General features: G+C 75.3%; 13 protein-coding genes. 5 read left to right on the top strand and 8 right to left on the bottom strand.

All coding sequences use genetic code 11. The features are described 5' to 3' along the window. Nucleotides 1-177: 177 nt before the first annotated feature. The 4 genes from ACFY1T_RS14790 to ACFY1T_RS14775 all read right to left on the bottom strand — a co-directional run bounded on the left by ACFY1T_RS14790 (nucleotide 178) and on the right by ACFY1T_RS14775 (nucleotide 5,488). Nucleotides 178-1,671: an FUSC family protein gene (locus ACFY1T_RS14790; protein ID WP_390788615.1), complete on the bottom strand. Its 1,494-nt coding sequence runs from the start codon at nucleotides 1,669-1,671 to the stop codon at nucleotides 178-180. Nucleotides 1,672-1,956: 285 nt separating this feature from the next. Beyond that, entirely contained in the window at nucleotides 1,957-2,598 is a 642-nt protein-coding gene (locus tag ACFY1T_RS14785; protein ID WP_390788451.1) for a class I SAM-dependent methyltransferase, read from the bottom strand. Nucleotides 2,599-2,698: 100 nt separating this feature from the next. Beyond that, nucleotides 2,699-4,849 (bottom strand): FUSC family protein, encoded by a 2,151-nt coding sequence (locus tag ACFY1T_RS14780; protein WP_390788450.1) that lies wholly within the window; start codon nucleotides 4,847-4,849, stop codon nucleotides 2,699-2,701. Nucleotides 4,850-4,894: 45 nt separating this feature from the next. Next, the gene (locus ACFY1T_RS14775; protein ID WP_390788449.1) at nucleotides 4,895-5,488 is read right to left on the bottom strand and encodes a histidine phosphatase family protein; all 594 of its coding nucleotides are present in this window, start codon (nucleotides 5,486-5,488) and stop codon (nucleotides 4,895-4,897) included. A gap of 51 nt (nucleotides 5,489-5,539) precedes the next feature. Between ACFY1T_RS14775 and ACFY1T_RS14770 the strand changes: the two genes are divergently transcribed. Beyond that, nucleotides 5,540-6,271: a YoaK family protein gene (locus ACFY1T_RS14770; protein WP_390788448.1), complete on the top strand. Its 732-nt coding sequence runs from the start codon at nucleotides 5,540-5,542 to the stop codon at nucleotides 6,269-6,271. Between the two features lie 101 nt (nucleotides 6,272-6,372). Then, a complete protein-coding gene (locus ACFY1T_RS14765; RefSeq protein ID WP_390788447.1) occupies nucleotides 6,373-6,969 on the top strand; it encodes an RNA polymerase sigma factor in 597 nt (198 codons plus the stop codon). Here ACFY1T_RS14765 and ACFY1T_RS14760 read toward each other — a convergent pair. From ACFY1T_RS14760 to ACFY1T_RS14750, 3 genes are all read right to left on the bottom strand, one after another. After that, nucleotides 6,896-7,861, bottom strand: coding sequence for a MerR family transcriptional regulator (locus ACFY1T_RS14760; RefSeq protein ID WP_390788614.1), 966 nt, complete (start codon nucleotides 7,859-7,861; stop codon nucleotides 6,896-6,898). The two genes, ACFY1T_RS14765 and ACFY1T_RS14760, sit on opposite strands and share 74 nt — an antisense overlap. 142 nt (nucleotides 7,862-8,003) lie before the next feature. Further along, nucleotides 8,004-9,392 (bottom strand): cryptochrome/photolyase family protein, encoded by a 1,389-nt coding sequence (locus tag ACFY1T_RS14755; protein WP_390788446.1) that lies wholly within the window; start codon nucleotides 9,390-9,392, stop codon nucleotides 8,004-8,006. Further along, nucleotides 9,389-11,059: an SDR family oxidoreductase gene (locus ACFY1T_RS14750; protein WP_390788445.1), complete on the bottom strand. Its 1,671-nt coding sequence runs from the start codon at nucleotides 11,057-11,059 to the stop codon at nucleotides 9,389-9,391. Before ACFY1T_RS14750 ends, ACFY1T_RS14755 begins: the two co-directional genes overlap by 4 nt. A gap of 140 nt (nucleotides 11,060-11,199) precedes the next feature. Here ACFY1T_RS14750 and ACFY1T_RS14745 point away from each other — a divergent pair, with 140 nt between their 5' ends. The 3 genes from ACFY1T_RS14745 (at nucleotide 11,200) to ACFY1T_RS14735 (ending at nucleotide 13,600) form a co-directional block, all read left to right on the top strand. Then, nucleotides 11,200-11,679 carry an Lrp/AsnC family transcriptional regulator gene (locus ACFY1T_RS14745; protein ID WP_390788444.1) on the top strand — a complete coding sequence of 160 codons (480 nt, stop codon included), beginning with the start codon at nucleotides 11,200-11,202 and terminating at the stop codon, nucleotides 11,677-11,679. 46 nt (nucleotides 11,680-11,725) lie between these two features. Next, on the top strand, nucleotides 11,726-12,403 hold the full coding sequence (locus tag ACFY1T_RS14740; protein WP_390788443.1) for an HAD family hydrolase: 678 nt from the start codon (nucleotides 11,726-11,728) through the stop codon (nucleotides 12,401-12,403). Between the two features lie 69 nt (nucleotides 12,404-12,472). After that, the gene (locus ACFY1T_RS14735; RefSeq protein ID WP_390788613.1) at nucleotides 12,473-13,600 is read left to right on the top strand and encodes an FAD-dependent oxidoreductase; all 1,128 of its coding nucleotides are present in this window, start codon (nucleotides 12,473-12,475) and stop codon (nucleotides 13,598-13,600) included. Between the two features lie 25 nt (nucleotides 13,601-13,625). Here ACFY1T_RS14735 and mltG read toward each other — a convergent pair whose 3' ends face one another. Then, complete coding sequence (mltG, locus tag ACFY1T_RS14730) at nucleotides 13,626-14,528, bottom strand: endolytic transglycosylase MltG (protein ID WP_390788442.1); 903 nt, start codon at nucleotides 14,526-14,528, stop codon at nucleotides 13,626-13,628. Nucleotides 14,529-14,547 lie beyond the last annotated feature (19 nt).

Below are 14,547 nucleotides of genomic sequence, written 5' to 3'. Positions count from 1 at the left end.
AACGTGCTACCCACAGACACCCGTTGTACATGTCGCAGGTCAGAGGCATACCGCACGTGCGGCCGGAACAACTCCACCGGGTGATCTTCGGGCCATTGCCCTGCGGAGGGGGCCCGGCGGGGCGTAGGATCCGCCGCCATCAGGGCCCTGACCTCGCGGATCGCGGACGGGGCGGGGTCAGGCGCCGACGGCGAGGGGGGCGCGCGGGTCGGTGCGCAGGGGGGCGTGCAGGGCTGCGAGGGCGTGCTCCAGGCCGTGCAGGTGCGCGAGGGCCGGTTCCGAGCCGGCCGGCCGGGGATGGGCCGGAACGGCTCGTTCTGTCGTGGCCCTCGGGGCGGTCAGCGCCTCGACGGCGGTCTCCACCCGCCAGCAGGCGGCGGCCAGCCGGGCGTCGTGCGAGGCCTGCGGGTCGGCGGCGACGGCCGCCAGTCCGCGCACCTCGCGGGCGCAGTCGTCGAGCAGCGCGAGGACCTGGCGCGCCCGGGCCTTGCGGGCGCGCAGCGGGCTCAGCGGGTGGACGAGGGGCGCGAGGGCCATCCGTACCCGGGCCAGCAGCAGTTCCAGTTCTGCCGCGTGCGGGGCGGGATCGGCTTCGGGGTCCCCGGCGAGGCGGTCGAGGGCGGCCGCCGTGGAGGCCCGTACGCAGTGCAGGGCGCGCTGGATCCAGGCGTCGTTGGCGGCGTGCGTGGTCACCGGGAGGACGAGCACCACGGCCAGGGCCGCGCCCAGCGCGCCGATCGCGGTCTCCTCGAAGCGCAGGAGCAGCAGGCCGGGGTGGAGGACGCCGAGGAGTCCGTAGAGCAGTCCGGCCATGACGGTGACGAAGAACATCATCCAGGAGTACGAGGGCGCCGCGGTGTAGAAGATCCCGAAGACGCATACGGCGACGAGGGCCGCGGTGGGCGCGGGCGCGCCGTGCAGGGGTACGGCGATCAGCAGCCCGGCGGCGATGCCGACGACCGTGCCCACGACCCGGCGGAACCCGCGGACGAGCGTCTCGCCCCGCGAGGCGGTGTTGACGAAGATCCACCAGGCGGTGCCGACGGCCCAGTACCAGCGGTCGTCGGAGAGCGCCTGGCCGATGCCGAGCGCGAAGGCGCAGGCGGCGGTGGCCTGGAAGGCCTGCCGCGTGGTCGGCCGGGCCAGGCCGGTGCCGGGCAGGCCCGGCGGCGCGGCCGGCGGCGGGGTGCGCCGCTCGATCGGCCAGAAGACGAACCGCACCGCTCCCGCGGAGAGCAGCGACAGCCCGACGGCGGCGTACAGCTCGGGCAGCTGGCCGGGTACGGCGTGCAGGAACTGCGTGACGAAGAACATCATGAAGCCGAAGATCCCGAGGGCGTGCCCGCGCGGCCCCCAGCGGCGGGCGTAGACCCCGGCGAACACCACGGCGAGGAAGGCGGCGTCCCGGGCCGGCGGCGTCCCGTGGAGGGTGGTGGCCAGCGCGAGGACCGGGAATCCGGCGACGGGCAGCAGGGCGCTGGTCACGCGCTGGGCCCGCACCGTCGGGTCGAGCACGGTGAACAGGGTCAGCAGGGCGGCCAGCCCGCCGGTGATGGAGGCGGTGAGGGAGAGGCCGCAGACCTCGGACACGGCGACGGCGAGCCCGATGCCCAGCACCGCCCGCAGCGAGTTCCGCATTCTCAGGCGCCCCGGATCCGGAGCCACGAACATCCTCTTCACGGCGGTGTGCCGCCCCCCTTGCAGTGGTGCGCGCCGGTCCGGCGTCCGCCCGGGGGTGGTGGGCGGCAGGCGGGCACGGCGAAGGCACCGCGCTCCGGACCGGCCTCGTTGCCGCCCGGCGCTGCGCGGCGCCGTAAGTACATGGATACGACACAGATAAGCATCCGAAGGCCCACTGGCTCAACACAGCTCCGCATCACTGGGCCATCGGCCCAGTACCGGAGGGTATTTTTCGGCCACCCGCGGCCAACGGACCAGCGCCCGGCGCCCGCCCGCTCAGGCCGGGCGGCGCGCGCGGCAGTAGAAGTGCTCCTCCGGCTCGGCGCCTTCGGGGCGGAACAGCGCGGTGTGGTGCTCCAGCACCACCAGCCCGGCCTCGCCCAGCAGCCGCAGGTGCTCTGCCGGGGAAAGGCTGCTGACGGTGACCTCGTGACCCATCCACACGATGTCGAGGTCGCTGATGTCCCCCGGCACCGTGGCCAGTACGAGGAACCCGCCGGGCGCCACCCAGGAGGCCATCCGCGCCAGGGCCCCGGCCACTTCCCGCTGGCCCATCACGAGCAGCGGGAAGAAGGAGCACACCGCGTCGAAGGCGCCCTCCGAGGGCGTGTACGTGCGGACGTCGGCCTGCTCGAATCGGGCTTGCGGGACCCGGGAGCGCGCGAGGTCGACCATGTGCGCCGAGACGTCGATGCCCGTCACCGCGCAGCCCGCCCGGGCGAGCACCTCGGCGGTCGGCCGGCCCGTACCGCTGCCCACGTCCAGTACGCGGGCGCCGGGGGCGAGGCGGGCGGTGAGCCAGTCCAGTGCGGCGAGCTGTCCGGGGACGCGTGCGAACACCTCCTCGTACCGCGCGCCGACGTCGTCGAAGACCTCTGCCGCGGATGTGCCGCGCTTCTTCGGCTCCCCCACCGTCACCCTCGCTCCGTGATCTGCGCCGCCCGGCCGGCCCGGACTCCGTGGAGTTCTGCCCGGGCGGGCGGCCGGGAAACGGCCGAAAACGCCCCGGTCCGGACGCTCAGTCCCGGACGCGGGCCGCTGCCCGGCTCGCGTCGATGAGCTCCAGGTCCGCCGTCAGGGAGTCCAGCCAGGCCGTCGTGGCGAAGTACGCGAGCCCGGCGTCGGGCGGCGCCGCCTCGCCGGGCGCGGGCAGTGCGTCCGGCAGGAGGGTCCCCGAGCCGCCCGGTGGGCGGCCCTCCCGGGTCTTGTACGGGGTGTCGGCGACCGCCGCCGCGCGGCGCAGCGCCGTCGCGACGCGGGCCGCGTACTCCTGCAGCCCCGCCGCCTCGCCGGGGGCGAGCGGGGTCCCGTCCGCGCTGCCCAGGACCCGCCCGCCGCCCCAGAGCACGTGGTGCCCGGTCATCACCGCGGCCTGCCAGTCGGGGCCCGGACCCGCCGGGCGCTGCGTCTCGGTCTGGTACTGGGCGTACGCCGACTCGGCCATCACCAGCGTGAGGCGGACCCGGTGCTCCTCGTCTCCGGGCGGCTCCGCCGGCCGCCCCTGCGCCGTGACCACGGCAGTGGTCGACTCGACGTCGTCGGCGCAGGCGCGCAGCATCCGGGCGACCGCCCGGCCCAGCTCGTCCTGGGCCCCGCGCGGCCAGGCGAGCAGCCCGCACACGATGCCGATCGAGCTGCCGATGAGCACGTCGAGGAAGCGGACCTCGGCCAGCTGCCAGGTGACCCGGGACAGCTGGGCGAAGACGACGGAGACGACCAGCGTGAACAGGGCCTGCGACCAGCCCACGCCCCGTACCGGCCCGGCGGTGAACGTGAACAGCATCAGCGGTACGAGCGCGATCGCGTACACGGTGGTCTGCCCGCCGGCCAGGGCGAGGACCGTGCCGGCGGCGAGCGCGCCCACGCAGGTGCCGATGAGTGCGCTGCGCACCGTGCCCCGGGTCTGCACGGCGGTGGTCCGGGTGAGGCTGACGACGGCGAGCATCGCCCAGAAGCCGTGCGGAAGGGAGTCGATCCCGGCCACGGTACGGGCCACGGCGAGGGCCAGTGCGATCCGTACGGCGTTCTGGAAGTACACCGAGCGCGGGCCGGTGTGGGCGGCGAGCCGGTGCCACCAGAGGCGGACGGCGCTCTGCCGGACGTACCAGAACCGGTCCGCCGCGTCCGCGTCCGGATGCGCCCCGCGCCCGTGCACGGCGATCTCCGCGGCCGTGCGCAGCGCCACGGTGGCGTCCGCGACCTCCAGCAGGGCGGCTTGCCGGCGGCGGGACTCGGGCAGGTCGGCGGGGGTGCGGGAGTTGCGGGCGCGCAGCCGGAGCAGTTCCGCCGAGTCCGTGGCGGGCGGCCGCCCGTCGTGGAGCAGGGTCGCGGTGCCGCACGCCGACGCGCGGACCGCGTCGAGGAGGTCGATCCCCACCCGTCTCGGCTCCCGCCCCGGCGCCGGCCCGGGCAGGTTCCGCAGCCGGGAGAGCAGGGTGCGCGCGGCCAGTCCGGTGTGGACGAGGGCCCGCTCGCGCAGCCCGGGTCCGGCGGGACGCTCCGCCTCCGGGACGCGGGAGGAGCGCAGTGACTCGGCCGCCGCCCGGGCGCGGTCGGACGCGGGACCGGTCATGACGTACGGCGGCCGCTCCAGCGCTGCGGCGCACCGGACCGCCTCGGCCACGGCGCCCGCCGCCCGCTCCCTGTACGTGGGCACGCGCGGGTCGGGCAGCATCCACGCCTCGGCGATGATCAGCAGGAGGAGGCCGGCGAGGGTGCCGCCGAGCCGCTCGCCGAGGGTGTGCGGCAGGTACGGCGGGAAGCTCGGCAGGATGTAGAGCAGCTGGAGGCCGGGCGCGGCGCCCGCCGCCCGCGGTCCGGCCGCCGCGGAGAAGGCCAGGCAGAAGCCGACGACCGCCATGCCGAGGACGGCGCTCCAGGTCCGCACGGCGAGGAAGGTGCCGAGGGTCACCAGGAAGCAGGCCACCGGGATCAGCCTGACCATGACGGCGGCGCGCTGCCGTCCGGTGCCCGGGATCCGGGCGAGCCCGGCCAGGGAGACGGCGCCGAAGAGGGCGTACGTGGCGCCGACGGGGCGGTCGAATCCGTACAGGAACACGAAGAAGCCGGTGCAGGAGGCGAACGTGGTCCGGACGGCGCGGCGCGCGGCCGCCGGCACCGGGCCGGTGCCCGTCCGGAGTTCCCGTTCGAGTTCCCCAAGGGCTCGCACGGTTTCAGAATCCCACGGGGACGGCCGCGGGACCTGGGGACGGGCTCAGGGGTGGGTGTTCCAGCCCGCGATCACCGGGAGGCCGTGTTCGGTGGACAGGATGCTGACGGTGCCGGTGCGCAGGAGGAAGAGCCGGCCGTCCTGCGGGGGCAGGCCCAGGTAGCGGGCGGTCAGGACGCGCAGGAAGTGGCCGTGGGCGACGATGACGGCGTCTCCGCGGTCCTCGGCGAGCACCTCGGCGGCCCGGGCCAGGGCCCGGTCCGCGCGGGCGCCGACCTGGGCGGCGTTCTCACCGGGGTGTTCGGCGTCGCCGGGCGGCACGCCGTCGGTCCACAGAGACCAGTGCGGCCGGGTCCGCCGGATCTCGGCCGTGGTGACGCCCTCGTAACCGCCGTAGTCCCATTCGTACAGGTCGGGGTCGGTGACTCCGCCGCTCAGTCCGGCGAGTTGGGCCGTGGCCACGGCCCGGCGCAGCGGACTGGTCAGCACCAGGGCGAAGTGCCGGTCGCGGAAGTACGGGGCCAGCGAGATGGCCTCCTCGACCCCGGCCGCCGTCAGCGGGATGTCGGTCCGTCCGGTGTGGCGCCCGTTGGCGCTCCAAGCCGTCTCACCGTGCCTCACCAGCAGCAGGTCGCTCATGCTCCGGACCCTAAGCCCTTCGGCATGTCGGCGCCGGAGGATTCGCACGGCATGTCACTGTCGGGCGTCATGGACGTGAGCGCGCACCCGTCACGGCTGCCGCCGTTGACGGCGCTGCTGGTCGTACTGACCTTCGTGACCGGGATGATCGAGGCGGTCAGCCTGCTCGCCCTCGGTCCGGTGTTCACGGCGATGCAGACCGGCAACGTGCTGTTCCTGGCCTTCGGGGCGGTACGGGAGGGGAGCCTGCCCGCCCTGGCCCCCGCGGTGTCGCTGGCCGCCTTCGCCCTCGGGGCGGTGTGCGGGGCCCGGCTCGAAGGCGCGTCGGAGGCGCTCGGGCGGCGCTGGTTCGTGATCGGCCTGGGGATCGAGGGAGGCCTGATCCTGGTCGCGGCGGGGGCGGGCTGGAACCTGGCGTCTCACTACGGGGAGCCGACCGGGCGGCACATGGCCGTGGCGGCGGTGCTGGCCGCGACGATGGGCATGCGCAACGTCACGAGCATGCGGGTGAACGTGCCCGGGCTGCCGACCACTCTGGTCACCCGGTCCATGACCTCCTTCCTCGGCGGTTCCGCCCTGGGGCAGGACGGCGCGTTCGGGTACGGGACGGGAGCGTGGGCGCGGCGGGCCGCGGCCGTCCTCGCGATGTTCACGGGCGGGATGGCGGGGGCGCTGCTGGTGCGGGCGGGCTGGCCGGTGAACTGGCTGCTGGTGCCGCCGGCCGCCCTGGTGCTGGCGGTGGCCCTGGCCTATCTGCCCCAGCCCAGGCTGCACGCGCTCTGAGCCGCCCGGTGGCGGGTGCAGCGTCGGCCGGTCGGGCCGCCGGAATCGATGCGCAAACGCTGCGAGTGGCCGATCCGGGGCGCGCTCGCCAGGCTCGGACCATGGACGAGGCCATGGACGAGAGGACGCCCGAGGAGTACCTGGCGGCGGGCTTCGCGGCGGGGGACGAGGGGTGCATGGAGGCCGTCTACCGGCGTTGGCGGCCGCTGGTCCACTCGATCGCGTACCGATTCCTGGGCGACGAGCGGGAGGCCGAGGACGTCACCCAGCAGGTCTTCCTCGCCGCCTGGCACGGCCGGCTCCGCTACCGGCCCGGCCCCGGCGGGCTGGGGGCCTGGATCACCGGCATCACCCGCCACAAGGTGGCGGACGCGTTGGAGGCGCGGACCCGGCGGGCCCGGGCGGCCGCGGCCGCCGCGGCCGCCGTGGGCGCCTCCCCGGGTACGGCCGGGCGGACCGGGGGTCCGGCGCTCCAGGAGGCGGAGCAGGTCCTGGACCGGGTACTGGTCCTCGGGGAGCTGGCCCGACTGCCTTCGGAGCAGCGGAGGGTGCTGCACCTCGCCTTCTACGGGGACCTGACCCAGACGCAGATCGCGGACCGCACGGGGCTGCCGCTGGGCACCGTCAAGAGCCATATGCGGCGGGCTCTGCACCGGCTGCGCCGGTCCCTGCCCTCGGCCGAGCCAGCGACTCGATGACCGCGAGGCCCGAGCGCAGCCCGAACAGCCGCTCGGTGCGCGGCCCTCCCGCATCCGCTCCCCAGCCGGGTCCGGCGAGCAGCAGCGCCGGACGGGTCCGGGCCCCGCGCAGTCCCCACTCGATGCCCGCCACCGACCGGGCCAGCGCCGGGTCGGCGGTCGTCCGGGACTGCGCCCACAGGACGACGCCGCGCGGGCCGGTACGCCGCACGGCGTCGTGCAGGGCTTCGGCGGGCAGGGCGGACCCGAACATCCGGGCCGGCACGCCCCGCTGGCCGAGGGCCGCGGTCAGCGCCTCGATGGGGAGGCTGTGCTGCTCGCCGGGGACGCAGGCGAGGAGCACCGGCGGGCTCCGGGGCGGCTCGGGCAGGGGCCGGATCCGGTGCAGCGCCGCCGAGATCTGCCAGGACAGCAGGTGTTCGACCTCCACGTAGCGCTCCCCGGCGGTGGCCCATTTGCGGCCCACCGCGTGCAGGGTCGGTGCGATGACCTCCTCCCACGCCGTGACCAGGCCGTTCTCGGCCAGAGCCGCATCCAGCAGCTCCGCCACGGTCGGCGCGTCCAGGCGTACGGCGGCCCGCGAGAGCCCCCGGCACTCGGGACGGACCGCCCCGAGCGGCAGGGCGTCGGGGCCGCCGGGTGCGGCCGTCGGCCCCGCTGCGGCGCCGCCCGCTCCGGGGGCGCCGCCGAGCGCGGCCCGGGCCGCCTCGGCGGGTGGCACCCCGTCGGCGGTGAGCCGGCACATGAGCTCGAGGCGGGCGATGTCCCCCGCGGTCCAGCGGCGGTGCCGGCCGGGCTCGCGACGGGCCGGGCCGATCGCGTAACGGCGCTCCCAGGAGCGCAGCGTGGTCGGCGAGACCCCGAGGCGGCGGGCGACCGCGCCGGTGCTCAGCGCGGCGGCGGGCCGGGGCGGGGACTGGCGCGGCCCCTGGGGCCGGGGTGGCGTCCGGGGCTGCGGTGGTGTCTGAGACTGCGGTGGTGTCTGGGGCACACGGTCCACCCGCTCACGATAGGGCTCCGGGGACGGGCCCGCCTCACTCCGCGTCACGTCCGCGCCGGAACCGGTCGAGCCCGTCGGCGAGTTCCACGATCGGGTCCGGGTAGGCGTAGCGGGCCCGCTCGGGCGCGGGCAGCCGCCAGGGCTCGTGCACCCTCGGCGCTTCCAGCCCGGCGAGTTCCGGCACCCAGCGGTGCACGAAACGTCCCGCCGGGTCGTAACGCAGGCCCTGGCGCACCGGGTTGAGGACGCGGTTGGGCCGGGTGTCGGTGCCCGTCCCGGCCGCCCACTGCCAGTTGAGCTGGTTGTTGGCGAGGTCCCCGTCCACGAGGAGGTCCAGGAAGAACCGGGCGCCGATCCGCCAGTCCACGTAGAGGGTCTTGGTGAGGAAGCTGGCGGTGAGCAGCCGGCCCCGGTTGTGCATCCAGCCCTCGTGGCGGAGCTGGCGCATGGCCGCGTCGACCACGGGGTAGCCCGTGCGGCCCTCCTTCCAGGCCTCGGTCTCCTCCTCGGCTGCCGCCCCGGTGCGCCAGTGGTCACGGCGGTCGCGGTAGTCCCTTGCGGCGGACTCGGGTCGGGCCGCGAGCACTTGGTGGTGGAAGTCGCGCCAGCAGATCTGCCGGACGAACGCCTCGGCGCCGGGATCCGCTGCGGGACCCGCGGAGGCGGCGCGGGCACGGTGGACCGCCTCGGTGGGCGAGAGCGTGCCGAAGTGCAGGTGCGGGGAGAGCCGGGAGGTGGCGTCGCCGGCCAGGTCGTCGTGGGCGTCCGCGTAGCGGGAGAGGCCCGCGCGCAGCCAGCGCTTGAGGAGGTCGCGGGCCTCGCGCTCGCCGCCGCGGGCGAGGCCCGGGGAGACCCCGGTCACGTCCGCGCGCCGCGGCAGCGGGTCGGATCCGATGCCCTCGGGCACGCGGACGGAGCGCGGCGCGGCGGCGACGGGACGGGGCGGGAGTTCGGACCAGCGGCGGAAGTACGGGGTGAACACGGCGAAGTGGTCGGAGCCCGCGGGGAGTACGGCCCCGGGGGCGGCGACCGTGACCACCGCCTCGTGTACGTAGAGCCGCACGCCCTCGGCTTCGAGGGCGGCGCGCAGCCGTTCCTCGCGGGCCTGGGCGTAGCCGCTGACCCCGGCCGCCATGTGGACCTCGTCGGCGTCGCACTCCCGGACCAGTGCGCCGACTTCGGCGACGACGTCGCCGGACCGCAGCACCAGGCGGCCGCCGCGCTCGCGCAGTCCGGCGTCGAGGTCGGCCAGGCAGTCGGCGAGGAAGGCGAGCCGGTTGGGCGCGGCGAAACCGGCCGCGTCGACGGCCCGGTCGCGGACGAAGAGCGGCACCACCCGGTCACAGGAGGAGAGGGCCGCGCGCAGCGGCGGGTGGTCGTGCAGGCGCAGGTCGGAGGTGTACAGGACCACCGCGACGTTCATGGGTTCTCTCGCTCCGCGTCGGGACCGGGGGGACGGCTGTCTTCGGGTACTTCGGCGGATGCGGGGCGTTCGGATGCGGGGCGTTCGGCCGGCGGCCGTTCGGATGCGGCGGCTCCGGTCGCGGCGGCTCCGGTCGCGGCCGATCCGGTCGCGGCGGCCTCTTCCTCCAGGCTGCGCGCGGCGCGGGCGATGTTGCGGGCCATGCCGCCGAAGACGACCGCGTGGAAGGGCGACACGCTCCACCAGTAGAGGTGGCCGAGCAGCCCGTGCGGATGGAACAGGGCCCGCTGCCGGTAGCGGGCGCCCGTTGCCCGGTCCGCCGGCCGGGACGGGGCCGGGTCGGCGTACATCTCCAGCCAGGCCAGTCCCGGCAGCCGCATCTCCGCGCGCAGCCGCAGCAGGCGGCCCGGTTCGATCTCCTCCACCCGCCAGAAGTCCAGGGAGTCCCCCACCCGCAGCCGCGCCGCGTCGCGCCGGCCGCGCCGGATGCCGACCCCGCCGACCAGCCGGTCGAGCCATCCCCGTACGGCCCAGGCCAGCGGGAACGAGTACCAGCCGTTCTCCCCTCCGATGCCCTCCACCACCCGCCACAGCGCGGCGGGCGAGGCGTCGACCGCGCGTTCGCGCCGGTCGGTGTAGAGGCTGCCGCCCGCCCAGTCGGGGTCGGTCGGCAGCGGGTCGCTGGGCGCACCGGGCAGGGAGGCGGAGGACCAGCGGGTGGTCACGTCCGCCTCGCGCACCCTCCGCAGGGCCAGGGACACGGCCCGGTCGACGCCGATCGGGGCGCCGGGCGGATCAGGTACGTACCGCGCGATGTCGTGCTCCGCGCACACGACCTCGTGGCGCAGGGACTCGGCGAGCGGTCGGGCCAGGGCCCGCGGTACGGGCGTGACCAGGCCGATCCAGTGGCTGGACAGCCGCGGGGTCAGCATCGGGACGCGCAGGATGAGCCGGTGGGGCAGGGCGGCGACGACGGCGTAGCGGCGCATCATCTCCTCGTACGTGAGCACGTCGGGGCCGCCGATGTCGAAGGCGCGGCTCACCTCGGGCGGCATGGCGGCACTGCCGACGAGGTAGCGCAGGACGTCGCGGACGGCGACGGGCTGGACGCGGGTGCCGACCCAGCTGGGGGTGACCATGACGGGGAGCCGTTCGGTCAGGTAGCGCAGCATTTCGAAGGAGGCCGAGCCGGAGCCGATGATGACGGCGGCGCGCAGGACGGTGGTCGGCACCCCGGAGGCGAGGAGGATCTCGCCGACCTCGGCGCGGGAGCGCAGGTGCGGGGACAGGTCTCGGACCGGGATCCCGGCCGGGGTGAGCCCGCCGAGGTAGACGATGCGGCGGACGCCGGCCGCACGGGCCTGTTCGGCGAAGATGCGGGCGGCCGAGCGGTCGCGGTCCTCGAATCCGGATCCGCCGGCGAGGGCGTGCACGAGGTAGTAGGCCACGTCGATTCCGCGCAGGGCCTCCGCGACCGACGCGGCGTCGGTGACGTCGCCGCGGACGATCTCGGCGTGCCCGGCCCACGGGTGGTCGCGCAGCTTCTCGGGGGACCGGGCCAGGCAGCGGACACGGTGCCCCGCGTCGAGGAGCTCGGGCACCAGGCGGCCTCCGATGTAGCCGGTGGCCCCGGTGACCAGGCAGTGCAGACCGGTGGTGGCCTTCATCGCTCTCTCCGTTCCTCGGTTCCTCGCCGCTGCTCGCCGTTGCTCGGCGTGTGCCCGTAAGGGCATTCCGGCCGACCGCCGCCCACGGATGCACGGTCCGCCGCAATGGCACCTCACTGGGCCATTGGTACAGTCGCGGCATGGCGGTGGACGAGCTCGACACCCGGATCCTGCGTCTGCTGATCGAACAGCCGCGCACCAGCGTCCGCGAGTACGCCCGGATCCTCGGGGTCGCGCGCGGCACCCTGCAGGCCCGGCTGGACCGGCTGGAGCGCACCGGGGTGATCACCGGCACCGGTCCCTTCCTCTCCCCCGCGGCGCTCGGGCATCCGGTGCTGGCCTTCGTGCACATCGAGGTCACGCAGGGGCACCTGGACGAGGTCGGCGAGGCCCTGGCCGACGTACCCGAGATCATCGAGGCCTTCTCCATCACGGGCGGCGGGGATCTGCTCACCCGGGTGGCGGCCCGGGACAACGCGCATCTCGAGGACGTGATCCAGCGGCTGATCCGGCTCCCGGGCGTGGTCCGCACCCGTACGGAGGTGGCGCTGCGCGAGCGCGTCGCACACCGTCTGCTGCCGCTGGTGGAGTCCGTGGGACGAGCGGCGCGCAAACCCTGACAGGATGGCTGGGAAAGGTATGTAACCGGCAGGACGGGCAGAGCGGATGATTTCCGTCATATTCGATCTCGACGGCACCCTCGTGGACAGCGAGCCGAACTACTACGAGTCCGGTCGCCGCACCCTGGCGCGGCACGGCGTCCCCGATTTCACCTGGGAGCAGCACGCGCGCTTCATCGGCATCGGCACCCTGGAGACGCTGGAGATCCTCAGGGACCGGTACGGGATCCGGGCCCCGGTGGAGCAGCTGCTGGCCGAGCAGAACGCCGCGTACCTGGAGCTGGCCCGGAACGGGACCGAGGCCTTCCCCGAGATGCGGAAGTTCGTCGAGAGGCTGCACGCGGAGGGGGTGCCGATGGCGGTGGCGTCCGGGTCCTCGCGCGAGGCGATCGACGCGGTGCTGGCGGGGACGGGCCTGGACGCGCTGCTGACCACGGCGGTCTCCGCCGAGGAGGTGGCGCACGGCAAGCCCGCGCCCGACGTGTTCCTGGAGGCGGCCCGCCGCCTCGGCGCGGACCCCGCCGACTGCGTGGTCGTCGAGGACGCGGCCCCGGGCGCCCGGGCGGCCCACGCGGCGGGGATGGCCTGCGTGGCGATCCCGTACGTGCCGGAAGCGGCCCACGACCCGGCCTTCACCGGCGCCGGCCTGATGTTCCGCGGCGGCCAGCGCGATTTCAGCGCGGAGGCGGCCTACGACTGGCTCTGCGAGCACCCGGCCGCCTGAGGGCCGTCTTCCGGATCAGGCCCTGGGAAGATCCGGCCGGGCCGGCGGGTTGGTGGAACCGTGAACGAAATGGTGCGGGGTGCGGCGGACGTCGACGTGGTGGTGGTCGGGGCCGGGCAGGCGGGATTGTCCAGTGCCTACCACCTGGCGCGGGCCGGGATCGGGCACGTGGTGCTCGACCACGCGCCGCGCCCCGGCGGCGCGTGGCAGTTCCGGTGGCCCTCGCTGACGTACGGCAAGGTGCACGGGATGCACGCGCTGCCGGGCATGGAGCTCTCGGGCGCCGACCCGCTGCGGCCCTCCTCGGCGGTGATCGGGGAGTACTTCGCGGCGTACGAGGAGCGGTTCGGGCTGCGCGTACGGCGCCCCGTGGACGTTTCGGCCGTACGGGACGGGGGCGACGGGCGGCTGCGGGTGGAGACCTCGGCCGGGATCTGGTCCGCGCGGGCGCTGATCAACGCGACCGGGACCTGGGACCGGCCGTTCTGGCCGCGCCACCCGGGCCAGGAGACGTTCCGGGGCCGCCGGCTGCACACCGCGAACTACCCGGGTCCGCAGGAGTTCGCCGGGGCCCGGGTGGTCGTCGTGGGCGGCGGCACTTCAGCGGTGCAGCACCTGCTGGAGATCGCGGAGGTGGCGGCGGAGACCACTTGGGTGACCCGTCGTCCCCCGGTGTTCCGCGACGGGAGCTTCGGCGAGGCCGAGGGCCGGGCCGCGGTGGCCCTGGTCGACGAGCGGGTGCGCCGGGGGCTGCCGCCGCAGAGCGTGGTCAGCGTGACCGGACTCCCGCTGAACGAGGCCGTCCGGGCCGGACTGGCCTCCGGAGTGCTCGACCGGCAACCGATGTTCGACCGGATCACGGCGACCGGCGTCGCCTGGGCGGACGGACGGCGGGTGGAGGCCGATGTGATCCTGTGGGCCACCGGGTTCCGCGCCGCGATCGAGCACCTGGCGCCGCTGCACCTGCGCGAGACCGGCGGCGGCATACGGGTCGAGGGCACCCGCGCGGTCCGCGACGAGCGCATCCACCTGGTCGGCTACGGCCCGTCGGCGTCGACGATCGGCGCCAACCGCGCCGGAGGCGCGGCGGTCCGCGAGATCCGCCGCCTGCTGGCCCGCGGCACCGCGGCCACGGCCCGCGCGGACGGCGCGGACGGGACCGAAGCCGCCCTCGAACCGGCCACCGCCGCGGGCTGATCCGGCCCCGATCCGAAAGACACCCCTAGCCGGCGCGGGAGCCCGCCCGGGTGTGCCCGGCCGCCGCGTCGCTGGTTCCCGAACCCGACCCCGTGCCCGCGCCGGCGCCCGCACGGATCCGGTTGAACTCGGCGACGTGCTTCCTGTGCTCCTCGTACGTCGCCGAGAAGCGGGTGTCCCCCGGCTTCACGGTGACGAAGAACAGCCAGTCGCCCGGGGTCGGCGCGACGGCCGCGGCCATCGACTCCAGGCCCGGGCTGTCGATCGGGGTCGGCGGGAGCCCTTGGCGCTCATAGGTGTTGAAGGGGCTGTCGATCCGCGTCTCGCTCAGCTTGGTGTCCACCGTGCTGCGGTTCAGCGCGTAGTTGATGGTGGAGTCCATCTGGAGCGGCATCGAGCGCGCCAGCCGGTTGTGCACGACCCGGGCGACCTTGCCCCGGTCGGTGCGGGACTCGGCTTCCGCTTCGATGATGCTGGCGAGCGTGGCCGTCTGATACGGGGTCATCCCGTGCGCCTTGGCGCCGTCGGCGACGGCCTTGGTCGCCAGCTTCCGGTTCGCCGTGTCCACCATGCGGGCGAGCAGGGTGGCGGGGGTGGACTTGGAGGTCACGGGGTACGTCGCCGGGAACAGGAAGCCTTCCGGATTGCCCTTCGCCTCCGCGGGCAGGGCCAGTCCGGCCGTGGGGACGGCCGCCTTGGTGGACCCGGCGGGGAGCTTCAGCTCGCGGTCGATCGCGGCGTACACCTGGGGTGTCCGCCAGCCCTCCGGGATGGTCAGCCGGCGCGGCTTCTCGGGGGCTCCCCCGCTCCGCAGCAGCGGAACCAGAGCGGCCACACCGATGGCGAGCAGCATGCCGACGAAGAGCGCCAGACGGCCCCGGCGGGTGAGCCGGGAGCGACGCCGTGGCGGCTGGTACTCATGGCGCATGCGGGCACGCTAACCCGCC

It is taken from the genome of Streptomyces sp. NPDC001194, from assembly GCF_042896985.1.
GTDB lineage: Bacteria > Actinomycetota > Actinomycetes > Streptomycetales > Streptomycetaceae > Streptomyces.
Note: the sequence above shows the minus strand (reverse complement) of the source record. Positions and strands in the feature narration are given on the sequence as shown.

What these genes read in the sequence shown, in the direction of transcription:
- ACFY1T_RS14740 (WP_390788443.1), top strand. Translation starts at nt 11,726, where the DNA reads ATGATTTCCGTCATATTCGATCTCGACGGCACCCTCGTGGACAGCGAG.
- ACFY1T_RS14735 (WP_390788613.1), top strand. Translation starts at nt 12,473, where the DNA reads ATGGTGCGGGGTGCGGCGGACGTCGACGTGGTGGTGGTCGGGGCCGGG.
- ACFY1T_RS14765 (WP_390788447.1), top strand. Translation starts at nt 6,373, where the DNA reads ATGGACGAGGCCATGGACGAGAGGACGCCCGAGGAGTACCTGGCGGCG.
- ACFY1T_RS14745 (WP_390788444.1), top strand. Translation starts at nt 11,200, where the DNA reads ATGGCGGTGGACGAGCTCGACACCCGGATCCTGCGTCTGCTGATCGAA.
- ACFY1T_RS14770 (WP_390788448.1), top strand. Translation starts at nt 5,540, where the DNA reads ATGTCACTGTCGGGCGTCATGGACGTGAGCGCGCACCCGTCACGGCTG.
- ACFY1T_RS14755 (WP_390788446.1), bottom strand. Translation starts at nt 9,392, where the DNA reads ATGAACGTCGCGGTGGTCCTGTACACCTCCGACCTGCGCCTGCACGAC.
- mltG (WP_390788442.1), bottom strand. Translation starts at nt 14,528, where the DNA reads ATGCGCCATGAGTACCAGCCGCCACGGCGTCGCTCCCGGCTCACCCGC.
- ACFY1T_RS14775 (WP_390788449.1), bottom strand. Translation starts at nt 5,488, where the DNA reads ATGAGCGACCTGCTGCTGGTGAGGCACGGTGAGACGGCTTGGAGCGCC.
- ACFY1T_RS14750 (WP_390788445.1), bottom strand. Translation starts at nt 11,059, where the DNA reads ATGAAGGCCACCACCGGTCTGCACTGCCTGGTCACCGGGGCCACCGGC.
- ACFY1T_RS14790 (WP_390788615.1), bottom strand. Translation starts at nt 1,671, where the DNA reads ATGTTCGTGGCTCCGGATCCGGGGCGCCTGAGAATGCGGAACTCGCTG.